A 15,183-nucleotide genomic window follows, 5' to 3' on the forward strand; every position below is an offset into this window, starting at 1 on the left:
ACCCCCTCCTGGAGTCGCCGTGCGCACAGCAAGACGCGATACACCCGCACCCCGGGCACTCTCCGCCCGCCTGCTGACCGGGCTCGCCCTGATCGGGCTGGTGGTCGCCGGCGCCCTCCTCCCGGGGGCGGCCGTGGCCCAGTCGCCCGGAGCCCGGGCCGGCGTCCAGTCGCCCGGCGCGCAGGCGGTGGGCCTGCACATCGGCGGGGGCCGGCTGCTGGAGGGCAACGGCAACGACTTCGTCATGCGCGGGGTCAACCACGCGCACACCTGGTACCCCGGCGAAACGCAGTCGCTCGCGGACATCAAGGCGTTGGGTGCCAACAGCGTCAGGGTCGTCCTGTCGGACGGACACCGCTGGAGCGAGAACGGCCCCGAGGACGTGGCCGCCGTCATCGAGCAGTGCAAGGCCAACCGGCTGATCTGCGTCCTGGAGGTGCACGACACCACCGGATACGGCGAGGACGCCGCGGCCGGCACCCTCGACCACGCCGCCGACTACTGGATCGGCCTCAAGGACGTGCTGGCCGGCCAGGAGGACTACGTCGTCGTCAACATCGGCAACGAGCCCTGGGGCAACACCGACCCCGCCGGCTGGACCGAACCGACCGTCGCCGCGGTCAAGAAGCTGCGCGCCGCCGGACTCCAGCACACGCTCATGGTGGACGCGCCCAACTGGGGCCAGGACTGGCAGGGCGTCATGCGCGCCAACGCCCGGACCGTCCACGACGCGGACCCCACCGGCAACCTGATCTTCTCCATCCACATGTACAGCGTCTTCGACACCGCCCAGGAGATCACCGACTACCTGAACGCGTTCGTCGACGCCGGACTGCCCATTGTCGTCGGCGAGTTCGGCGGCCCCGCCGACCAGTACGGCGACCCCGACGAGGACACCGTGACGGCCACCGCCGAGCAGCTCGGACTCGGCTACCTGGCCTGGTCCTGGAGCGGCAACACCGACCCGGTCCTCGACCTGGCGATCGACTTCGACCCGAGCCGGCTCAGCGACTGGGGCGAACGCATCTTCCACGGCGTCAACGGCATCGCCCAGACCTCGAAGGAGGCCACCGTCTACGGCGACGGTGCCCCGGACGACACCCAGGCCCCCACGGCCCCCGGCACCCCGGCCGTCACCGCGGTCACGGACACCTCCGTCACACTCGGCTGGACCGCCGCCACCGACGACACCGCGGTCACCGGTTACGACGTCGTCCGGCTCCGCGACGGCACCGAGACCCAGGTCGCCTCCTCGACGACCACTACCGCCACCGTGAGCGGTCTCACCGCCGCCACCCCGTACACCTTCGCCGTCTACGCCCGTGACGCCGCGGGCAACCGCTCCGCCCGCTCCGCCGCCGTGGAGGTCACCACCGAGGAGGGCGGCGGCACTCCGGGCGGTGCCTGCGCCGTCGGGTACCGCGTCGTGGGGGAGTGGCCCGGCGGCTTCCAGGGCGAGATCGCCGTCCGCAACACCGCGGGCACCGCCGTCGGCCCGTGGACGCTCGCCTTCGCCTTCGCCGACGGCCAGACCCTCACGAACATGTGGGGCGGCACCGCCACCCAGAACGCCGGCGCGGTGAGCGTCGCCCCGGCCTCCTACACCTCCACCATCCCCGCCGGCGGCACGGTCACCCTCGGCTTCACGGCGCACAAGGGTGCCGTCAACACCGCCCCGAGCGCGTTCAGCCTCAACGGCACCTCCTGCGCCACGACGTAGGGCCGGGGGCGGGGGTGAGGAACGTCACCACGACACCTCGCGGACGTCGGCCCGGCTCTGCGGCTGGGTCGTCGCGGTGATCTCCGAGCGGTGACGGCTCGCGGCGAAGGTCACCTTCAGCGTCTGCGGCGCGCTCTGCTCCGTACTCACCGTGAAGCCCTGGTTGGGCACCGCCGAGATCAGGCACACCCCGCCGCCGCCGAACCGCACGGTCGCCTTGCCGCCCTCGGACGGCACCGTGTACACACCCGCCCCGCCCTCCTCGCACCCCGGGTCGCCCCCGGCCGCGGGGGGCCGCGGGGCGGTGGTGCGGGGGCTCGGCGTCGGTGTGGGAGCCGGTGGCGACGCGGACGGCTCCCGGCTGGTGCGGGCCGGCGCCGGGCTCGGCGCCCGGCGGGTGGGCGACGGGCCGGGCGTGGCCGTCACGGTCTTGGACACGGTCGGCCGGGGCGGGTCCGGCAGCTCCTTCGGCGCCGTCTGCGCGACCGGCGCGGTCGGCCGGGTCGAGCCCACCACGAAGTGGATCGTGATGATGACGGCCGTGACACTGGCCGCCGTGCAGGACAGCCAGATGAGCAGGTAGCGCAGGAGGCGGGACACGACACCATAGTGACGGACCGGCTAACGTGCCTGCCCATGGCCTCCGTACTTGTCGTCGAGGACGACCCTGTGATCCGGGCCGCGCTGATCGAGGTCCTCACCGGACACGGCTACGCGGTGAAGACCGCACACCAGGGTTTCGAGGCGCTGCGCGACATCACCCAGAGCCCGCCCGACATCGTCGTGCTCGACCTCGGGCTGCCCGACCTCGACGGGCTCGACGTGCTGCGGATGATCCGCGGCATATCCCGCGTCCCGGTGCTGGTCGCCACCGCCCGGGACGAGGAGACCGAGATCATCAGGCTGCTCAACGCCGGGGCCGACGACTACCTGGTGAAGCCGTTCTCCGGCGGCCAGCTCGCGGCCCGGCTCGCCGCCGTACTGCGCCGTTCCGCGCCCGCCGGCCCGCGGACCGCGCGCCCGCCCGTCCTCCAGGTCGCCGACCTGCGCATCGACCCCACCGCGCGCACCGCCCACCTCGCCGGCCGCGAACTTCCCCTCACCCGGCGCGAGTTCGACCTCCTCGCCTACCTGGCCGCCCACGCCGACCAGGTCATCTCGCGCCGGCGCATCCTCACCGAGGTGTGGCAGCAGCCGTACGTGGAGGACCAGACGGTGGACGTCCACCTCTCCGCGCTCCGCCGCAAGATGGGGGAGAAGGCGCGCAAGTCCCGCTACCTCCACACCGTGCGGGGCATCGGCATCAAGCTGGTCAGCGCGCCGTGAGACGTGCCCTCGCCGGGATCGCCCTGGCCGTCACCTCCATGGTGGCGCTCTCGTTCCTCATCCCGCTCGCCCTCCTCGTCCGCGAACAGGCCCGCGACCGGGTCACCACCGCCGCCGAGCAGCGCGCCGCGGCCCTCTCCCCGGTGCTCGCCCTCACCACCCGGCGCGCCGACGTCCAGCAGGCCGTCGCGGAACTCGGCTCCATGGACCAGCTGGCCGTGCGGCTGCCCGACGGCGGTCTCGTCGGCAGCCCGCACGCCCCCGACGAGGCGCTCGACCGGGCCGTACGGGGGCGCGAGACCCTCGCCGTCGACACCCCGGACGGCTGGGCGTACCTCCAGCCCGTCGTCCTGCGGGGCGAGCGGGTCGCGGTCGTCGAGGCGTACGTGCCCGCCGCCGACCTCACCCGGGGCGTCGCGGCCTCGTGGGGCGTGATGGCCCTGCTCGCCGTCGGCCTGGTGAGCGGCTCGGTGCTGGTCGCCGACCGGCTCGGCGCCCGGGTGGTGCGCTCCTCCCGGAGCCTCAAGCGCGCCTCGCTCGCCCTCGGCTCCGGCGACCTCGGCGTCCGGGTGGCACCGGACGGCCCGCCCGAGCTGCAGGAGGCCGGAGCGGCGTTCAACACCATGGCGGACCGGGTCGTCGACCTGCTGGCCGTCGAACGCGAACTGGTCGCCGACCTCTCGCACCGGCTGCGCACCCCGCTGACCGCCCTCTACCTGGAGGCCGACCGGATGGGCGCGACGCCCAGCGCGCGCCGGGTCACGGAGGCGGCGGGGCAGCTCGAACGCGAGCTGGACTCGATCATCGCGGCGGCGCGCACCCCGTTGGCGTCGGCGCAGCTCGCCGGGGCCGGGGCGGGCACGGCGAAGCCCTGCGACGTCGCCGAGGTGGTCGCCATGCGCCTCGACTTCTGGTCGGTCCTCGCCACCCAGCAGGAGCGGCCCTTCGAGCGCTCCCTCACCCCGCGCCCGACCCCCGTGGCCTTCCCCGAGGACGACCTCGCGGCCGTCGTCGACGCCCTGATCGGCAACGTCTTCCGGCACACCCCGCAGGGCACCCGCTTCCTCGTCCGCGTGGAGCGGCGGGAGAGGCACGTGCTCCTCACGGTCGACGACGCCGGGCCGGGCGTGGCGGATCCCGGGGCGGCCCTCACCCGGGGCGTCAGCGTCGGCGGATCCACCGGGCTCGGCCTGGACATCGTGGCCCGGGCGGCCCGTACGGCGGACGGCGAACTGGTGATCACCCGTGCGCCGCTCGGGGGCGCGCGGGTGGCGGTGTCGTTCGCGCTGGCGGACACGGGCGGCGCCGCGCAGCGGTGAGGGGCCGACGAGGACTCAGCGGCCGGTGCCGAAGTCCTGGGTCCACCAGGGGCCGCCGTCGCCGAAGTGCACGCCGACGCCCAGTTCCTTGAAGGAGCAGTTGAGTATGTTCGCGCGGTGGCCGGGACTGTTCATCCAGGAGTCCATCACCGAGGCGGCGTCCGCCTGGCCCCGCGCTATGTTCTCGCCCAACGTCGACCACTGGTAGCCGGCGGCCTCGACCCGGCTCGCCATGGTGGAGCCGTCGGGGCCCGTGTGGGACATCACGCCGCTGCTCGCCATGACGTCGCTGTAGTCGTCCGCGGCCCGCGTGAGCCTGTCGTTCGCGGTGACCGGAGAGCAGCCCGCCGCGGCCCGCTCCTCGTTCACCAGCGCGAGGACCTGGGCCTCCGCCCCGCCGCTCGCACCGGAGCCCGAGCCGGATCCGGAACCCGAGCCCGATCCGGAACCCGCCCCGGAGCCCGAGTCCGCCCCCGAGCCGCCGCCACTGCCCGACCGGCTGCCGCCCGAGCCGCCGGCGCTCTTCCTGGTGGCCTCGACCGGGGCCTTGGAGACCGGTGCCGGGGCCTCGGCGGTGCCGGCCGTCGGGCTCGCCGACTTCTCCGGCTCCTTCTTCGGCCCCGTACTCCCGCTCGGGGACGCGCTCGCCGTGACGCTCGGGCTCGCCGACGCGGACGCGAGCGGCGCCGCACCGCCCGCCGCGTCCTCGGCGTTCGGCGCCCGGTCGGCCGCGGACGCGACCCGGTCCGAGGCACCGCCGTCGTCGTCGCCGTCGGTGACGGCCAGCGTGATCCCGACGCCCGCCGTCAGGGCGACGGCGCCGAGGGCCAGCGCACCGCCGCGGGTCCTGAGCCCGCCACGGGGACGGGCGTGGGAGCGGGACGGGCGAGCGGCTCGGCGGGAACCCATGGGCAGGACACCTCGGCTTGTCGGTCGGCTGACGGAGCCCCCCGTACCCGGTGGACGCGAGCGCGCCCACCGGGACCGTGGGGGGTGTGCGAGAGCCTAGGACCCGCCCGGCGGGGAAACGGCCGTTCGAAGGTCATCTTCAGAAAGCCTTAAAGGAGCCGCCAAAGTCCGTTGAGGAACCGCGGCGCCCCCACCCGCCCCTTACGCACCCGCCGCCCGCCACCCTCGGTCCGCGACGGGGCGCTTCACAGTGAAAGGCGGACACGGGTGTCCACCGGCCCCCCTGGCGTGCCCCCGACGCTCCGCCGTCACTCCCGGCCCGGCGATTGCCGCGCCGGACGGCCGGACAGCCTGTCGGCGTGCAACCGGCAGGTCGCCGGGCACCGCAGGCGCGCCCGGGCCACCGGGTCCTCCCGCCCACCCCGGGCGCGCCGTGCACGGACCGAGGAGGAACCGGACATGCCGTCCACCGCTGACGAACGACAGTTGCTCGACGAAGTGCGGGACCTGCTGGCCGCCACGGTCGAGGACCTGGCCGTGGAGGAGATCGACCCCGACTCCTCCCTCCAGGACGACCTGGGCGTCGACTCGCTGGCCAGACTGGAGCTGGTCGCCGCGATCGAGGACCGCTGGCAGATCGAGGTGCCGCAGGAACAGGCGGAGCGGCTCACGACGGTGCGGCAGATCGCGGCCCACCTCGCCGAAGCCGTCGACGTCCCCGCGGGCGGCACCGCGTGAGCCCACGGCACGCGGCCGACCCCGCCCCCGAGGACCGGGCCGCCGTCGTCACGGGACTGGGTCTGACCACCGCGCTGGGCGGCGACGTGCCCACCACCTGGCGGGCCCTGCTGGACGGCGTGTGCGGTGTCGAGCGGGTCGACTTCGCGGAGCCGGACGGGCCCGCGCAGGTGTACCTCGCCGCCCCCGCCGCGGTCGACCCCGCGACCGCGCTGCCGTCGGCCAAGGCCGCGCACTGCGACCGCGCGGCGCAGTTCGCCCTCGTCGCCGCCCGGGAGGCCGTCCACGACGCCGGGTTCCCCGACGTGGCGGCGCTCTCGGCGGACGGCTCGCGGGTGGCCGTGATCGTCGGGGTCGGACTGGGCGGGCTCACCAGCATCCTGGAGCAGAACCGCAGGCTGGAGACCCGGGGCCCGGGGCGGGTGAGCCCGCGCACCATCCCGGTCATGCTGCCCAACCACCCGGCCGCCGAGGTGGGACTGATGGTGGGCGCGAAGGCCGGGGTGCACACCCCGGTCAGCGCCTGCGCCTCGGGGGCCGAGGCCCTCGCCCAGGCCCTCGGCATGATCCGGGACGGCCGTGCCGACATCGTGGTCGCCGGGGGTGCCGAGGCCGCGCTGCACCCGCTGGCCCTGGCTGGGTTCGCCCGGCTGAGGGCCCTCTCCCGGCGTCACGACGACCCCAAGGGGGCGTCCAGGCCCTTCGACGCCGACCGGGACGGCTTCGTGATGGGGGAGGGCGCCGGCATGCTCGTCGTCGAGAGCGCCCGGCACGCCGCGGCCCGCGGTGCCCGCGTCCACGGCCGGCTGACCGGAGCGGGCATCACCAACGACAGCCACCACGTGGCGCAGCCCGCGCCCGGCGGCACGGGCTGCGCCGCCGCCGTCGACGCAGCGCTCCACGACGCCGGACTCCGCCCGGGGCAGATCCGGCACGTCAACGCCCATGCCACCTCCACGCCGCTCGGCGACCTCGGTGAGGCCCAGGCCCTGCACAGCGTCTTCGCCGAAGGACTCGACGACATCGCGGTCAGCGCCACCAAGGCCGCCTTCGGGCACACCCTCGGCGCCGCCGGAGCCATCGAGGCCGTCCTCACCGTCCTCGCCCTGCGGGAGAGAACCGCGCCGCCCGCCTGCAGCCTCGAACGGGTGGACCCCGAGATCGGCCTGAACGTCGTCGGCCGCAGCCCCGCGGCGCTGGCCCCGGGGCCCCTCGCGGCCGTCACCACCAGCATGGGGTTCGGCGGGCACAACGTCGCGCTCGCCTTCGCCGACGCCTCATGAGCAACGACCCGGCGGCCCCGGCCGGCGGCACACCGCGCACCGTGCTGATGTGCCCCGGCCAGGGGGCCTACCTTCCCGGCGCCCTGCGACACCTCGGCGAAGTCCCCTGCGTCGCACGGGTGCTGCGGGCGGTGGACACCCACAGCACCGCGCTCGGCGGCCCCCGCACCCCCGTCGGCCGCCTCCTCACCGACCCCGCGGCACCCGACCCCGACCGGCTCGTGCGCACCGACCCCCTCGGCTTCGACCTGGCCACCTACGCCGCCGTGGTCGCCTCCGCCACCCTCCTGCTCGACCTCGCCGCCTCACCCGTCCACGCGGTGCTCGGCCACAGCGTGGGCGACCTCGCCGCGCTCACCGTGGCCGAGGTCATCACCCTCGAACAAGGGGTCCGGCTGCTGCACGTCCGCGACCGGATGCTGCGCGAGGCCGCGCTGCCCGCGGCGGGCCTGCTGGCCACCGACCTGACCGACGAGCAGGCGACGGACCTGCTGCGCGCCGAGAACCTGCCGCAGGTGCGCATCGCCGCCCGCAACGCCCCCGGCCAGACCGTCCTGGCCGGTCCCGACGAGCAGTTGGCCGCCCTGAGGAGCACCATTCGGGCGCTCGGCCGCCGTGCCACCCCGCTCACCAGCCGCACCGCCTACCACCACCCCCTGCTCACCGGGGTCCACCGGGTCTTCCGGCGCCTCCTGCGCGCCCAGCGCGTCGCCCCGCCCACGCTCGCCGTCTACAGCGCCACCACGGCCGGACCCGCCCGCACCCCGGCCCACCTGCGCACCGTGGCCGCCGCCCACCTCACCGAGCCCCTCGCCCTCCACCGCACCCTGCACGCGCTGCGCCGGGCCGGTTTCACCACCTACCTCGACAGCGGCCCCCGGGCACTGCTGAGCACCCTCGCCCGGGCCGGCCTGCCCGGCTGCACCACCGCCGCGCCCGCCCGCACCCCGGCCGGACTCGACCGCATCCGCCACCGCCTCGCCGCGGCGCTGCGCTGAGCGGAAGGCGTCCTTCGCCGCACGCGACCCCTTGACCCGACGGCCGCGGCACGGGTTCATGACGGAACCGGGAGTGGCCCGGCTCACATGGCGTACCGAGGGCGGCGCCGACACCATGGTCTCGTCACCCGGCAGGCTGAAGGGATCAAGAATGTTCCGCAAGGTGCTGGTCGCCAACCGCGGTGAGATCGCGATCCGTGCGTTTCGGGCGGGCTACGAGCTCGGCGCGCGCACCGTCGCCGTCTTCCCGCACGAGGACCGCAACTCGCTGCACCGGCTCAAGGCCGACGAGGCCTACGAGATCGGGGAGCAGGGGCATCCCGTGCGCGCGTACCTCTCCGTCGAGGAGATCGTCCGCGCCGCTCGCCGGGCGGGAGCCGACGCCGTCTACCCGGGCTACGGGTTCCTGTCCGAGAACCCCGCGCTCGCCCGGGCCTGCGAAGAGGCCGGCATCACCTTCGTCGGACCCAGCGCCCGGATCCTCGAACTGACCGGCAACAAGGCCCGCGCGGTGGCCGCCGCCCGCGAGGCGGGCGTACCGGTGCTCGGCTCCTCCGCGCCCTCCACCGACGTGGACGAACTCGTGCGCGCCGCCGACGACGTCGGCTTCCCCGTCTTCGTCAAGGCGGTCGCGGGCGGCGGCGGGCGCGGCATGCGCCGCGTCGAGGACCCCGCCCAGCTGCGCGAGGCCGTCGAGGCCGCCTCCCGCGAGGCCGCCTCCGCCTTCGGCGACCCCACGGTCTTCCTGGAGAAGGCGGTGGTCGAACCCCGTCACATCGAGGTGCAGATCCTCGCCGACGGCCAGGGCGGCGTCGTCCACCTCTTCGAGCGGGACTGCTCGGTCCAGCGCCGCCACCAGAAGGTGATCGAGCTGGCGCCCGCCCCCAACCTCGACCCGGACCTGCGGACACGCATCTGCGCCGACGCCGTGAACTTCGCCCGGCAGATCGGCTACCGCAACGCGGGAACCGTGGAGTTCCTCGTCGACCGCGACGGCAACCACGTCTTCATCGAGATGAACCCGCGCATCCAGGTCGAGCACACGGTCACCGAGGAGGTCACCGACGTCGACCTGGTCCAGTCCCAGCTGCGCATCGCCGCCGGCGAGACGCTGGCCGACCTCGGCCTCGCCCAGGAGAACATCACCCTGCGCGGAGCCGCCCTGCAGTGCCGCATCACCACCGAGGACCCGGCCAACGGCTTCCGCCCGGACACCGGCCGCATCAGCGCCTACCGCTCGCCCGGCGGCTCCGGCATCCGCCTCGACGGCGGCACCACCCACGCCGGTACGGAGATCAGCGCCCACTTCGACTCCATGCTGGTCAAACTCTCCTGCCGGGGACGGGACTTCAGCACCGCCGTGAACCGGGCCCGGCGCGCGGTCGCCGAGTTCCGCATCCGCGGCGTCGCCACCAACATCCCCTTCCTCCAGGCGGTCCTGGACGACCCCGACTTCCAGGCGGGCCGGGTCACCACGTCGTTCATCGAGCAACGCCCGCACCTGCTCACCGCCCGGCACTCCGCCGACCGCGGCACCAAGCTGCTCACCTACCTCGCCGACGTCACCGTGAACAAGCCGCACGGCGAACGCCCCGAACTGATCGACCCGCTGACCAAGCTGCCGACGGTGCCGAGCGGTGAACCCCCGGCCGGATCCCGGCAGTTGCTGGCCGAACTGGGCCCGGAGGGCTTCGCCCGCAGGCTGCGCGAGTCGGCCACCATCGGCGTCACCGACACCACCTTCCGCGACGCCCACCAGTCGCTGCTCGCCACCCGCGTGCGCACCAAGGACATGCTCGCCGTGGCGCCCGCCGTCGCCCACACCCTGCCCCAGCTGCTCTCCCTGGAGTGCTGGGGCGGCGCCACCTACGACGTCGCCCTGCGCTTCCTCGCCGAGGACCCCTGGGAGCGGCTGGCCGCGCTGCGCGAGGCGGTACCCAACATCTGCCTCCAGATGCTGCTGCGCGGCCGCAACACCGTGGGCTACACCCCGTACCCGACCGAGGTGACCGACGCCTTCGTGCAGGAGGCCGCCGCCACCGGCATCGACGTCTTCCGCATCTTCGACGCCCTCAACGACGTCGAGCAGATGCGCCCCGCCATCGAGGCCGTACGGCAGACCGGCACCGCCGTCGCCGAGGTCGCCCTGTGCTACACCGCGGACCTCTCCGACCCCGCCGAGCGGCTCTACACCCTCGACTACTACCTGCGGCTCGCCGAGCAGATCGTGAACGCCGGGGCCCACGTCCTGGCCGTCAAGGACATGGCCGGCCTGCTGCGCGCCCCGGCCGCGGAGACCCTGGTGGCCGCGCTGCGCCGGGAGTTCGACCTGCCGGTGCACCTGCACACCCACGACACCACCGGCGGCCAGCTCGCCACCTACCTGGCCGCGATCCGGGCCGGCGCCGACGCCGTCGACGGAGCGGTGGCGTCCATGGCCGGGACCACCTCGCAGCCCTCCCTGTCGGCGATCGTCGCCGCCACCGACCACACCGAGCGGCCCACCGGCCTCGACCTCCAGGCCGTCGGCGACCTGGAGCCGTACTGGGAGAGCGTCCGCAAGGTCTACGCCCCCTTCGAGGCGGGCCTCGCCTCCCCGACCGGCCGCGTCTACCACCACGAGATCCCCGGAGGCCAGCTCTCCAACCTGCGCACCCAGGCCGTCGCGCTCGGCCTCGGCGACCGCTTCGAGGACATCGAGGCGATGTACGCCGCCGCCGACCGGATGCTGGGCCGCCTGGTCAAGGTCACCCCGTCCTCCAAGGTCGTCGGCGACCTCGCCCTGCACCTGGTGGGCGCCGGGGTCTCCCCGGCCGACTTCGAGCAGGACCCCGACCGGTTCGACATCCCCGACTCCGTGGTCGGCTTCCTCCGCGGCGAGCTGGGCACCCCGCCCGGCGGCTGGCCCGAGCCGTTCCGCACCAGGGCGCTGCGGGGCCGCGCCGAGGCCAAGCCGCTCGCCGAGCTGGCCGAGGAGGACCGCCACGGCCTGGAGAAGGACCGCCGGGCCACGCTCAACCGGCTCCTCTTCCCCGGCCCGGCCCGGGAGTTCGACACCCACCGGGCCTCGTTCGGCGACACCAGCGTCCTCGACAGCAAGGACTTCTTCTACGGGCTGCGCCCGGGCAAGGAGTACACGGTCGACCTCGACCCGGGCGTCCGGCTGCTCATCGAACTGCAGGCCGTCGGCGACGCCGACGAGCGCGGCATGCGCACCGTGATGTCCACCCTCAACGGCCAGCTCCGTCCGATCCAGGTCCGCGACCGGTCGGCCGCCACCGACGTCCCGGTGACGGAGAAGGCCGACCGGGCCGACCCCGGTCACGTCGCGGCGCCGTTCGCGGGGGTGGTGACCCTCGCCGTCGCCGAGGGCGACGAGGTGGAGGCCGGGGCCACCGTGGCCACCATCGAGGCGATGAAGATGGAGGCGTCCATCACCGCGCCGAAGTCCGGCACGGTGACCCGGCTCGCCATCAACCGCATCCAGCAGGTCGAGGGCGGCGACCTGCTCGTCCAACTCGCCTGAGGAAACGGGCCCCTTCGGTCCGGACGGTGCCGCGCCCCGCACCGGCGCGGGCGCGTCACCCCTCCGCCGGGCGCCCCTGTCGGGGTGCCCGGCGGGGCCGTTGTCAGTGCCGTACTGAAGAATGCGGTTCCGTCGAGATCAACTCCGGCCGGACCGGGTAGGCGTTCTCGAGTCACTGACCTGGAAAGGCCACCGCCGATGCCGCTCACCGTCGCCGCCCGTCCGCAGACCCCCGGCCTCCGTGGCGCCGGGCGCCCCGCCCGGCCCGGTGCGGCCGAGACCGAGGTCCTGCGCGTCGTCACCGACGCGCGCACACCCGTCTTCGTCACCGTGCGGGCGGACGGACGCCGCAGATACAGCTACTGGCGTCCCCTGGACTCCGCCACCGGCCGGGGCGGCTGCTACGTCGCGCTGCCCACCGCCGAGTGCGACGCGCTGCACGCCGCGGGCCGGATCACGCTGGGCGAACCGCTCGCCGACCCGGACCGGATCACCTACCGGGTCAGTGCCGCCCGCACCCCGGCGGCGCCGCTGCGCGCGCTGCCGGACCGGGCGCGCGCGGCGTGAGGGCCGGCCCTCACGCACGGCGTGCGCGAGGGCGGCCGGCGGGCCCGGAGCGTACCGTTCAGCGGTCGAGGGGCGCCCGCAGCGCGGGGTCCGACGCCGCCCGCCACACCTCGGCCAGCTCCCGCCGCCGGGCCTCGGCGCCCGCCCGTTCCAGGCCGTGCAGCAGTCCCCACGTGAACGCCTGCTCGCCCGCCGCGTGAGCGGCCACCGCCAGCCCCCGCAGGGTCTCCTGGGCGACCACGGCGTCCTGGTGCTCGCCGAGCAGTTGCTGCACCGCCTTGGCACGCCCGCCGAGCCGGGCGACCGGCTCCCCGAGCACGGGACGCGCCACCTCGGCCGCGTAGCGGAGCCCCTTGGCCGCCTTGCGCGCCTCGTGCAGCCCCGTCCCCCGCGACCGGCCGGACGGCCGCCCCGACGCCCGGTCCATCCGTGTTGCGAGCCGGGCGTACTCCTTGAGCACCGCCCGGGCCATCGTCCGGGCGGGCTTCCCCGCCGCCTTCGCCCGCAGGGGCGGTTGCCCGGCCAGGGCGTCCAGCGCGTCCAGGAGGCGCAGATAGCGGGGCGCGGCCAGGGCCTCCCGGACACGGGAACGGGCCTCGCCGCCCCGGGAGACCTCCCACACGCGCAGCCGGGCGGCGACGGGGCCCAGCACGAGTTCGTCCGGCAGTCCGGCCAGCGCGGCGCCGATCCGTTCGCCCAGCACCTCGTGATCGCGCGCCACGCCCAACTCGCCCGCCAGCCACCGCAGTTCCGCGCGCAGGGGATCGGTGGCCCGCCGGTCGAGCACCGAGCGGTAGGAGCGCAGGCAACCGCGCAGCCGCCGGCACGTGACGCGCATCTGGTGCACGGCGTCGGGCAGGTCGCGGCGGACCGCCGGGTCCAGCGACACCAGCCTGCCGGCCTGTTCGGCGACGTACGCGAGCACGTACGCGCCGGCCGACCCGGCCACCACTCCTGGAGCACGTGCCGGCTCCGGGGCCGTGCCCGTCTCCCGCAGCGCCCGGGCGAGCTTGGACGGGCTGGCGGCGCGCACGGCCCCCTTCTTCCGGAGCTTCTTCTCGATCGCGTCCAGCAGCCCGGCGTGGACCCCGTCCGCGAGCTCGACCTCCAGCTCGGCCCACGCGGCGCGTCCGCCGCCGGACACCGCCGCGTCCGCGCGCACCTCGTCGAGGCTCAGCTCGGCGAGCACCCGGCCCTCCGCGTCGCGCAGCCGCCGCACGGTCCGGGTGGACCGGACGCGTACGACCGGACGCAGCCCGGCGCCCCGCGTGCGGGACAGGGTCAGCTCGTGCAGGGAGCCGGGCACGTCGTCCGACAGCGGGGCCCACACCTCCTCCCGGCTGTCCCCGGTGAGCGGCAGCTTCAGGTGCCAGCCCGCGTCCGGACCGCCCGTGCGGCGGCGCAGCGTGACCGAGGACCGGGCGAGCCGCAGGTCTGCGGTGTCGTGGTACACCGCGTCGAGTTCCTCGGGCCCGCCCGCGGTGACCGAGGCGACGGGCCCCACGCCGGTCAGGTCGGGCAGCCCGGCGGCGCCGCCCGGCGGCGGCTCGTACTTCCGTTCTGTCTCGCGCTTCGACTGGGTCATGCTCAGTCCTTCGACACGATCCGGCGGATCAAACCCCGTCCGGCAGGACCCAGGGCCGCGGATCGGTGTAGTACCCGTCCAGGACGACCTCGAAGTGCAGGTGCGGGCCGGTGGACAGGCCGGTGGAGCCGACCCGCCCGATCGGTGCCCCGGCCTCCACGGTCTGCCCCACGGTCACACCCAGGGCGGAGAGGTGACTGTAGGTCGTCTCCACGCGCTTGCCCTGGATGGTCCCGTGGTCGATCACGATGCGGTTGCCGTACGCGCTGGTGAGCGCGGCGAACACGACACGCCCCCGCCGTGCCGCCACGACCTGCGTGCCCTGCGGCGCGGCGAAGTCCACACCGGTGTGCAGCTTCGTCACGCCGGTCAGCGGGTGCTCCCGCGAACCGAAGGGCGAGGTGATGGTGAGCGGGCTCACCGGCGCGGTCAGCAGCGCGCCGGCCGCCCCGCCCGCGCCGCTGCCGGAGTCCTCCCGGTCGAGTGCCTCGTACCGGGGCAGCAGGGCCTGGACCTCGGCGAGGTACGTCTTCGCCGCCGCGGGCACCCGTCCCGCCTCCGTCACGGCGTCCGGTCCCACGGCGTACGCGGCCAGCGTCAGCTCCACGAGGTCGCCGTTGATCCGGCCCTCGGTGCGCAGTTCGGTCACCTTCCCGGCCAGCGAGCAGTCGCGCCGGCCCAGCGCCATGATGGCGTCCGCCGGATCGCGCGGCGAGGACGTCCCGTTGCCGTCGTCGTCCTTGCCCCAGGTGCGCCACTCGTCGTCGGTGAAGGCGGCGATGCCCTTCTGGCCGGAGAGGTCGTCCGAGTCGTCGCTCCAGCCCGAGAGCTGGTCGATCTGCGCGGCGAGCACGGACGGCTCGAGGACGGTGCAGGCCGAGGCCGCCTTGCGCAGCCAGGGGAGGTACGAGGGGTCGACGCCGACGGCGGCGGACGGGTCGGCGCCGGAGTCGTCGTCGGGCCAGGGATTCGGCAGTCCGCCCAGCGCGAGGAAGGCGGCCACGCCGGTGACGGTCACGAGTGCCGGCAGCAGCAACAGGGTGACCGGTCCCGGACCTCGGCGCCTGCGCCTGCGGGGTTGATCCGGTTGATCCGGCGGGGCCGGCTGGTCCGGTCGGCCGGGCGGGTACGGTGCCGGCCCCGGTCCGTTCGCCTCGTCGGCCGGCTGCGCCACGGTCAGCCGCTCGTCGTTCACCTGGCCGCTCGCCGGGA

General features: G+C 75.1%; 12 protein-coding genes. 8 read left to right on the forward strand and 4 right to left on the reverse strand.

Annotated features, from left to right (window positions below):
* Positions 1–19: 19 nt before the first annotated feature.
* The gene (locus Sdi02f_RS05320; RefSeq protein ID WP_108932762.1) at positions 20–1,720 is read left to right on the forward strand and encodes a cellulase family glycosylhydrolase; all 1,701 of its coding nucleotides are present in this window, start codon (positions 20–22) and stop codon (positions 1,718–1,720) included.
* 24 nt (positions 1,721–1,744) lie between these two features.
* Here Sdi02f_RS05320 and Sdi02f_RS36250 read toward each other — a convergent pair whose 3' ends face one another.
* On the reverse strand, positions 1,745–2,320 hold the full coding sequence (locus tag Sdi02f_RS36250; RefSeq protein ID WP_245962137.1) for a hypothetical protein: 576 nt from the start codon (positions 2,318–2,320) through the stop codon (positions 1,745–1,747).
* A gap of 36 nt (positions 2,321–2,356) precedes the next feature.
* On the opposite strand from Sdi02f_RS36250, the gene Sdi02f_RS05335 reads away from it, so the two are divergent.
* Complete coding sequence (locus Sdi02f_RS05335; protein WP_167458121.1) at positions 2,357–3,046, forward strand: response regulator transcription factor; 690 nt, start codon at positions 2,357–2,359, stop codon at positions 3,044–3,046.
* Positions 3,043–4,365 carry a sensor histidine kinase gene (locus tag Sdi02f_RS05340; protein ID WP_108932764.1) on the forward strand — a complete coding sequence of 441 codons (1,323 nt, stop codon included), beginning with the start codon at positions 3,043–3,045 and terminating at the stop codon, positions 4,363–4,365. The genes Sdi02f_RS05335 and Sdi02f_RS05340 overlap by 4 nt, the downstream gene beginning before the upstream one ends.
* Before the next feature lie 15 nt (positions 4,366–4,380).
* On the opposite strand, the gene Sdi02f_RS05345 is transcribed toward Sdi02f_RS05340, so the two are convergent.
* Positions 4,381–5,274 carry a CAP domain-containing protein gene (locus Sdi02f_RS05345; protein WP_108932765.1) on the reverse strand — a complete coding sequence of 298 codons (894 nt, stop codon included), beginning with the start codon at positions 5,272–5,274 and terminating at the stop codon, positions 4,381–4,383.
* Positions 5,275–5,733: 459 nt separating this feature from the next.
* Here Sdi02f_RS05345 and Sdi02f_RS05350 point away from each other — a divergent pair, with 459 nt between their 5' ends.
* The 5 genes from Sdi02f_RS05350 to Sdi02f_RS05370 all read left to right on the forward strand — a co-directional run bounded on the left by Sdi02f_RS05350 (position 5,734) and on the right by Sdi02f_RS05370 (position 12,386).
* On the forward strand, positions 5,734–6,012 hold the full coding sequence (locus Sdi02f_RS05350) for an acyl carrier protein (protein ID WP_030401330.1): 279 nt from the start codon (positions 5,734–5,736) through the stop codon (positions 6,010–6,012).
* The gene (locus Sdi02f_RS05355) at positions 6,009–7,295 is read left to right on the forward strand and encodes a beta-ketoacyl-[acyl-carrier-protein] synthase family protein (protein ID WP_108932766.1); all 1,287 of its coding nucleotides are present in this window, start codon (positions 6,009–6,011) and stop codon (positions 7,293–7,295) included. The genes Sdi02f_RS05350 and Sdi02f_RS05355 overlap by 4 nt, the downstream gene beginning before the upstream one ends.
* Positions 7,292–8,293 (forward strand): ACP S-malonyltransferase, encoded by a 1,002-nt coding sequence (locus Sdi02f_RS05360; protein WP_108932767.1) that lies wholly within the window; start codon positions 7,292–7,294, stop codon positions 8,291–8,293. The genes Sdi02f_RS05355 and Sdi02f_RS05360 overlap by 4 nt, the downstream gene beginning before the upstream one ends.
* 151 nt (positions 8,294–8,444) lie before the next feature.
* Positions 8,445–11,819, forward strand: a complete 3,375-nt coding sequence (locus tag Sdi02f_RS05365; protein WP_031185020.1) for a pyruvate carboxylase — start codon at positions 8,445–8,447, stop codon at positions 11,817–11,819.
* A gap of 198 nt (positions 11,820–12,017) precedes the next feature.
* Positions 12,018–12,386 carry a hypothetical protein gene (locus Sdi02f_RS05370; RefSeq protein ID WP_030401326.1) on the forward strand — a complete coding sequence of 123 codons (369 nt, stop codon included), beginning with the start codon at positions 12,018–12,020 and terminating at the stop codon, positions 12,384–12,386.
* Between the two features lie 58 nt (positions 12,387–12,444).
* Here Sdi02f_RS05370 and Sdi02f_RS05375 read toward each other — a convergent pair whose 3' ends face one another.
* Together Sdi02f_RS05375 and Sdi02f_RS05380 are read right to left on the reverse strand one after the other, a co-directional pair.
* Positions 12,445–13,971: a CYTH and CHAD domain-containing protein gene (locus Sdi02f_RS05375; protein ID WP_108932768.1), complete on the reverse strand. Its 1,527-nt coding sequence runs from the start codon at positions 13,969–13,971 to the stop codon at positions 12,445–12,447.
* 28 nt (positions 13,972–13,999) lie between these two features.
* Positions 14,000–15,166 carry a M23 family metallopeptidase gene (locus tag Sdi02f_RS05380; RefSeq protein ID WP_108932769.1) on the reverse strand — a complete coding sequence of 389 codons (1,167 nt, stop codon included), beginning with the start codon at positions 15,164–15,166 and terminating at the stop codon, positions 14,000–14,002.
* Between the last annotated feature and the right edge of the window lie 17 nt (positions 15,167–15,183).

The sequence above is a fragment of the Streptomyces ardesiacus genome, from assembly GCF_003112575.1.
GTDB lineage: Bacteria > Actinomycetota > Actinomycetes > Streptomycetales > Streptomycetaceae > Streptomyces > Streptomyces ardesiacus.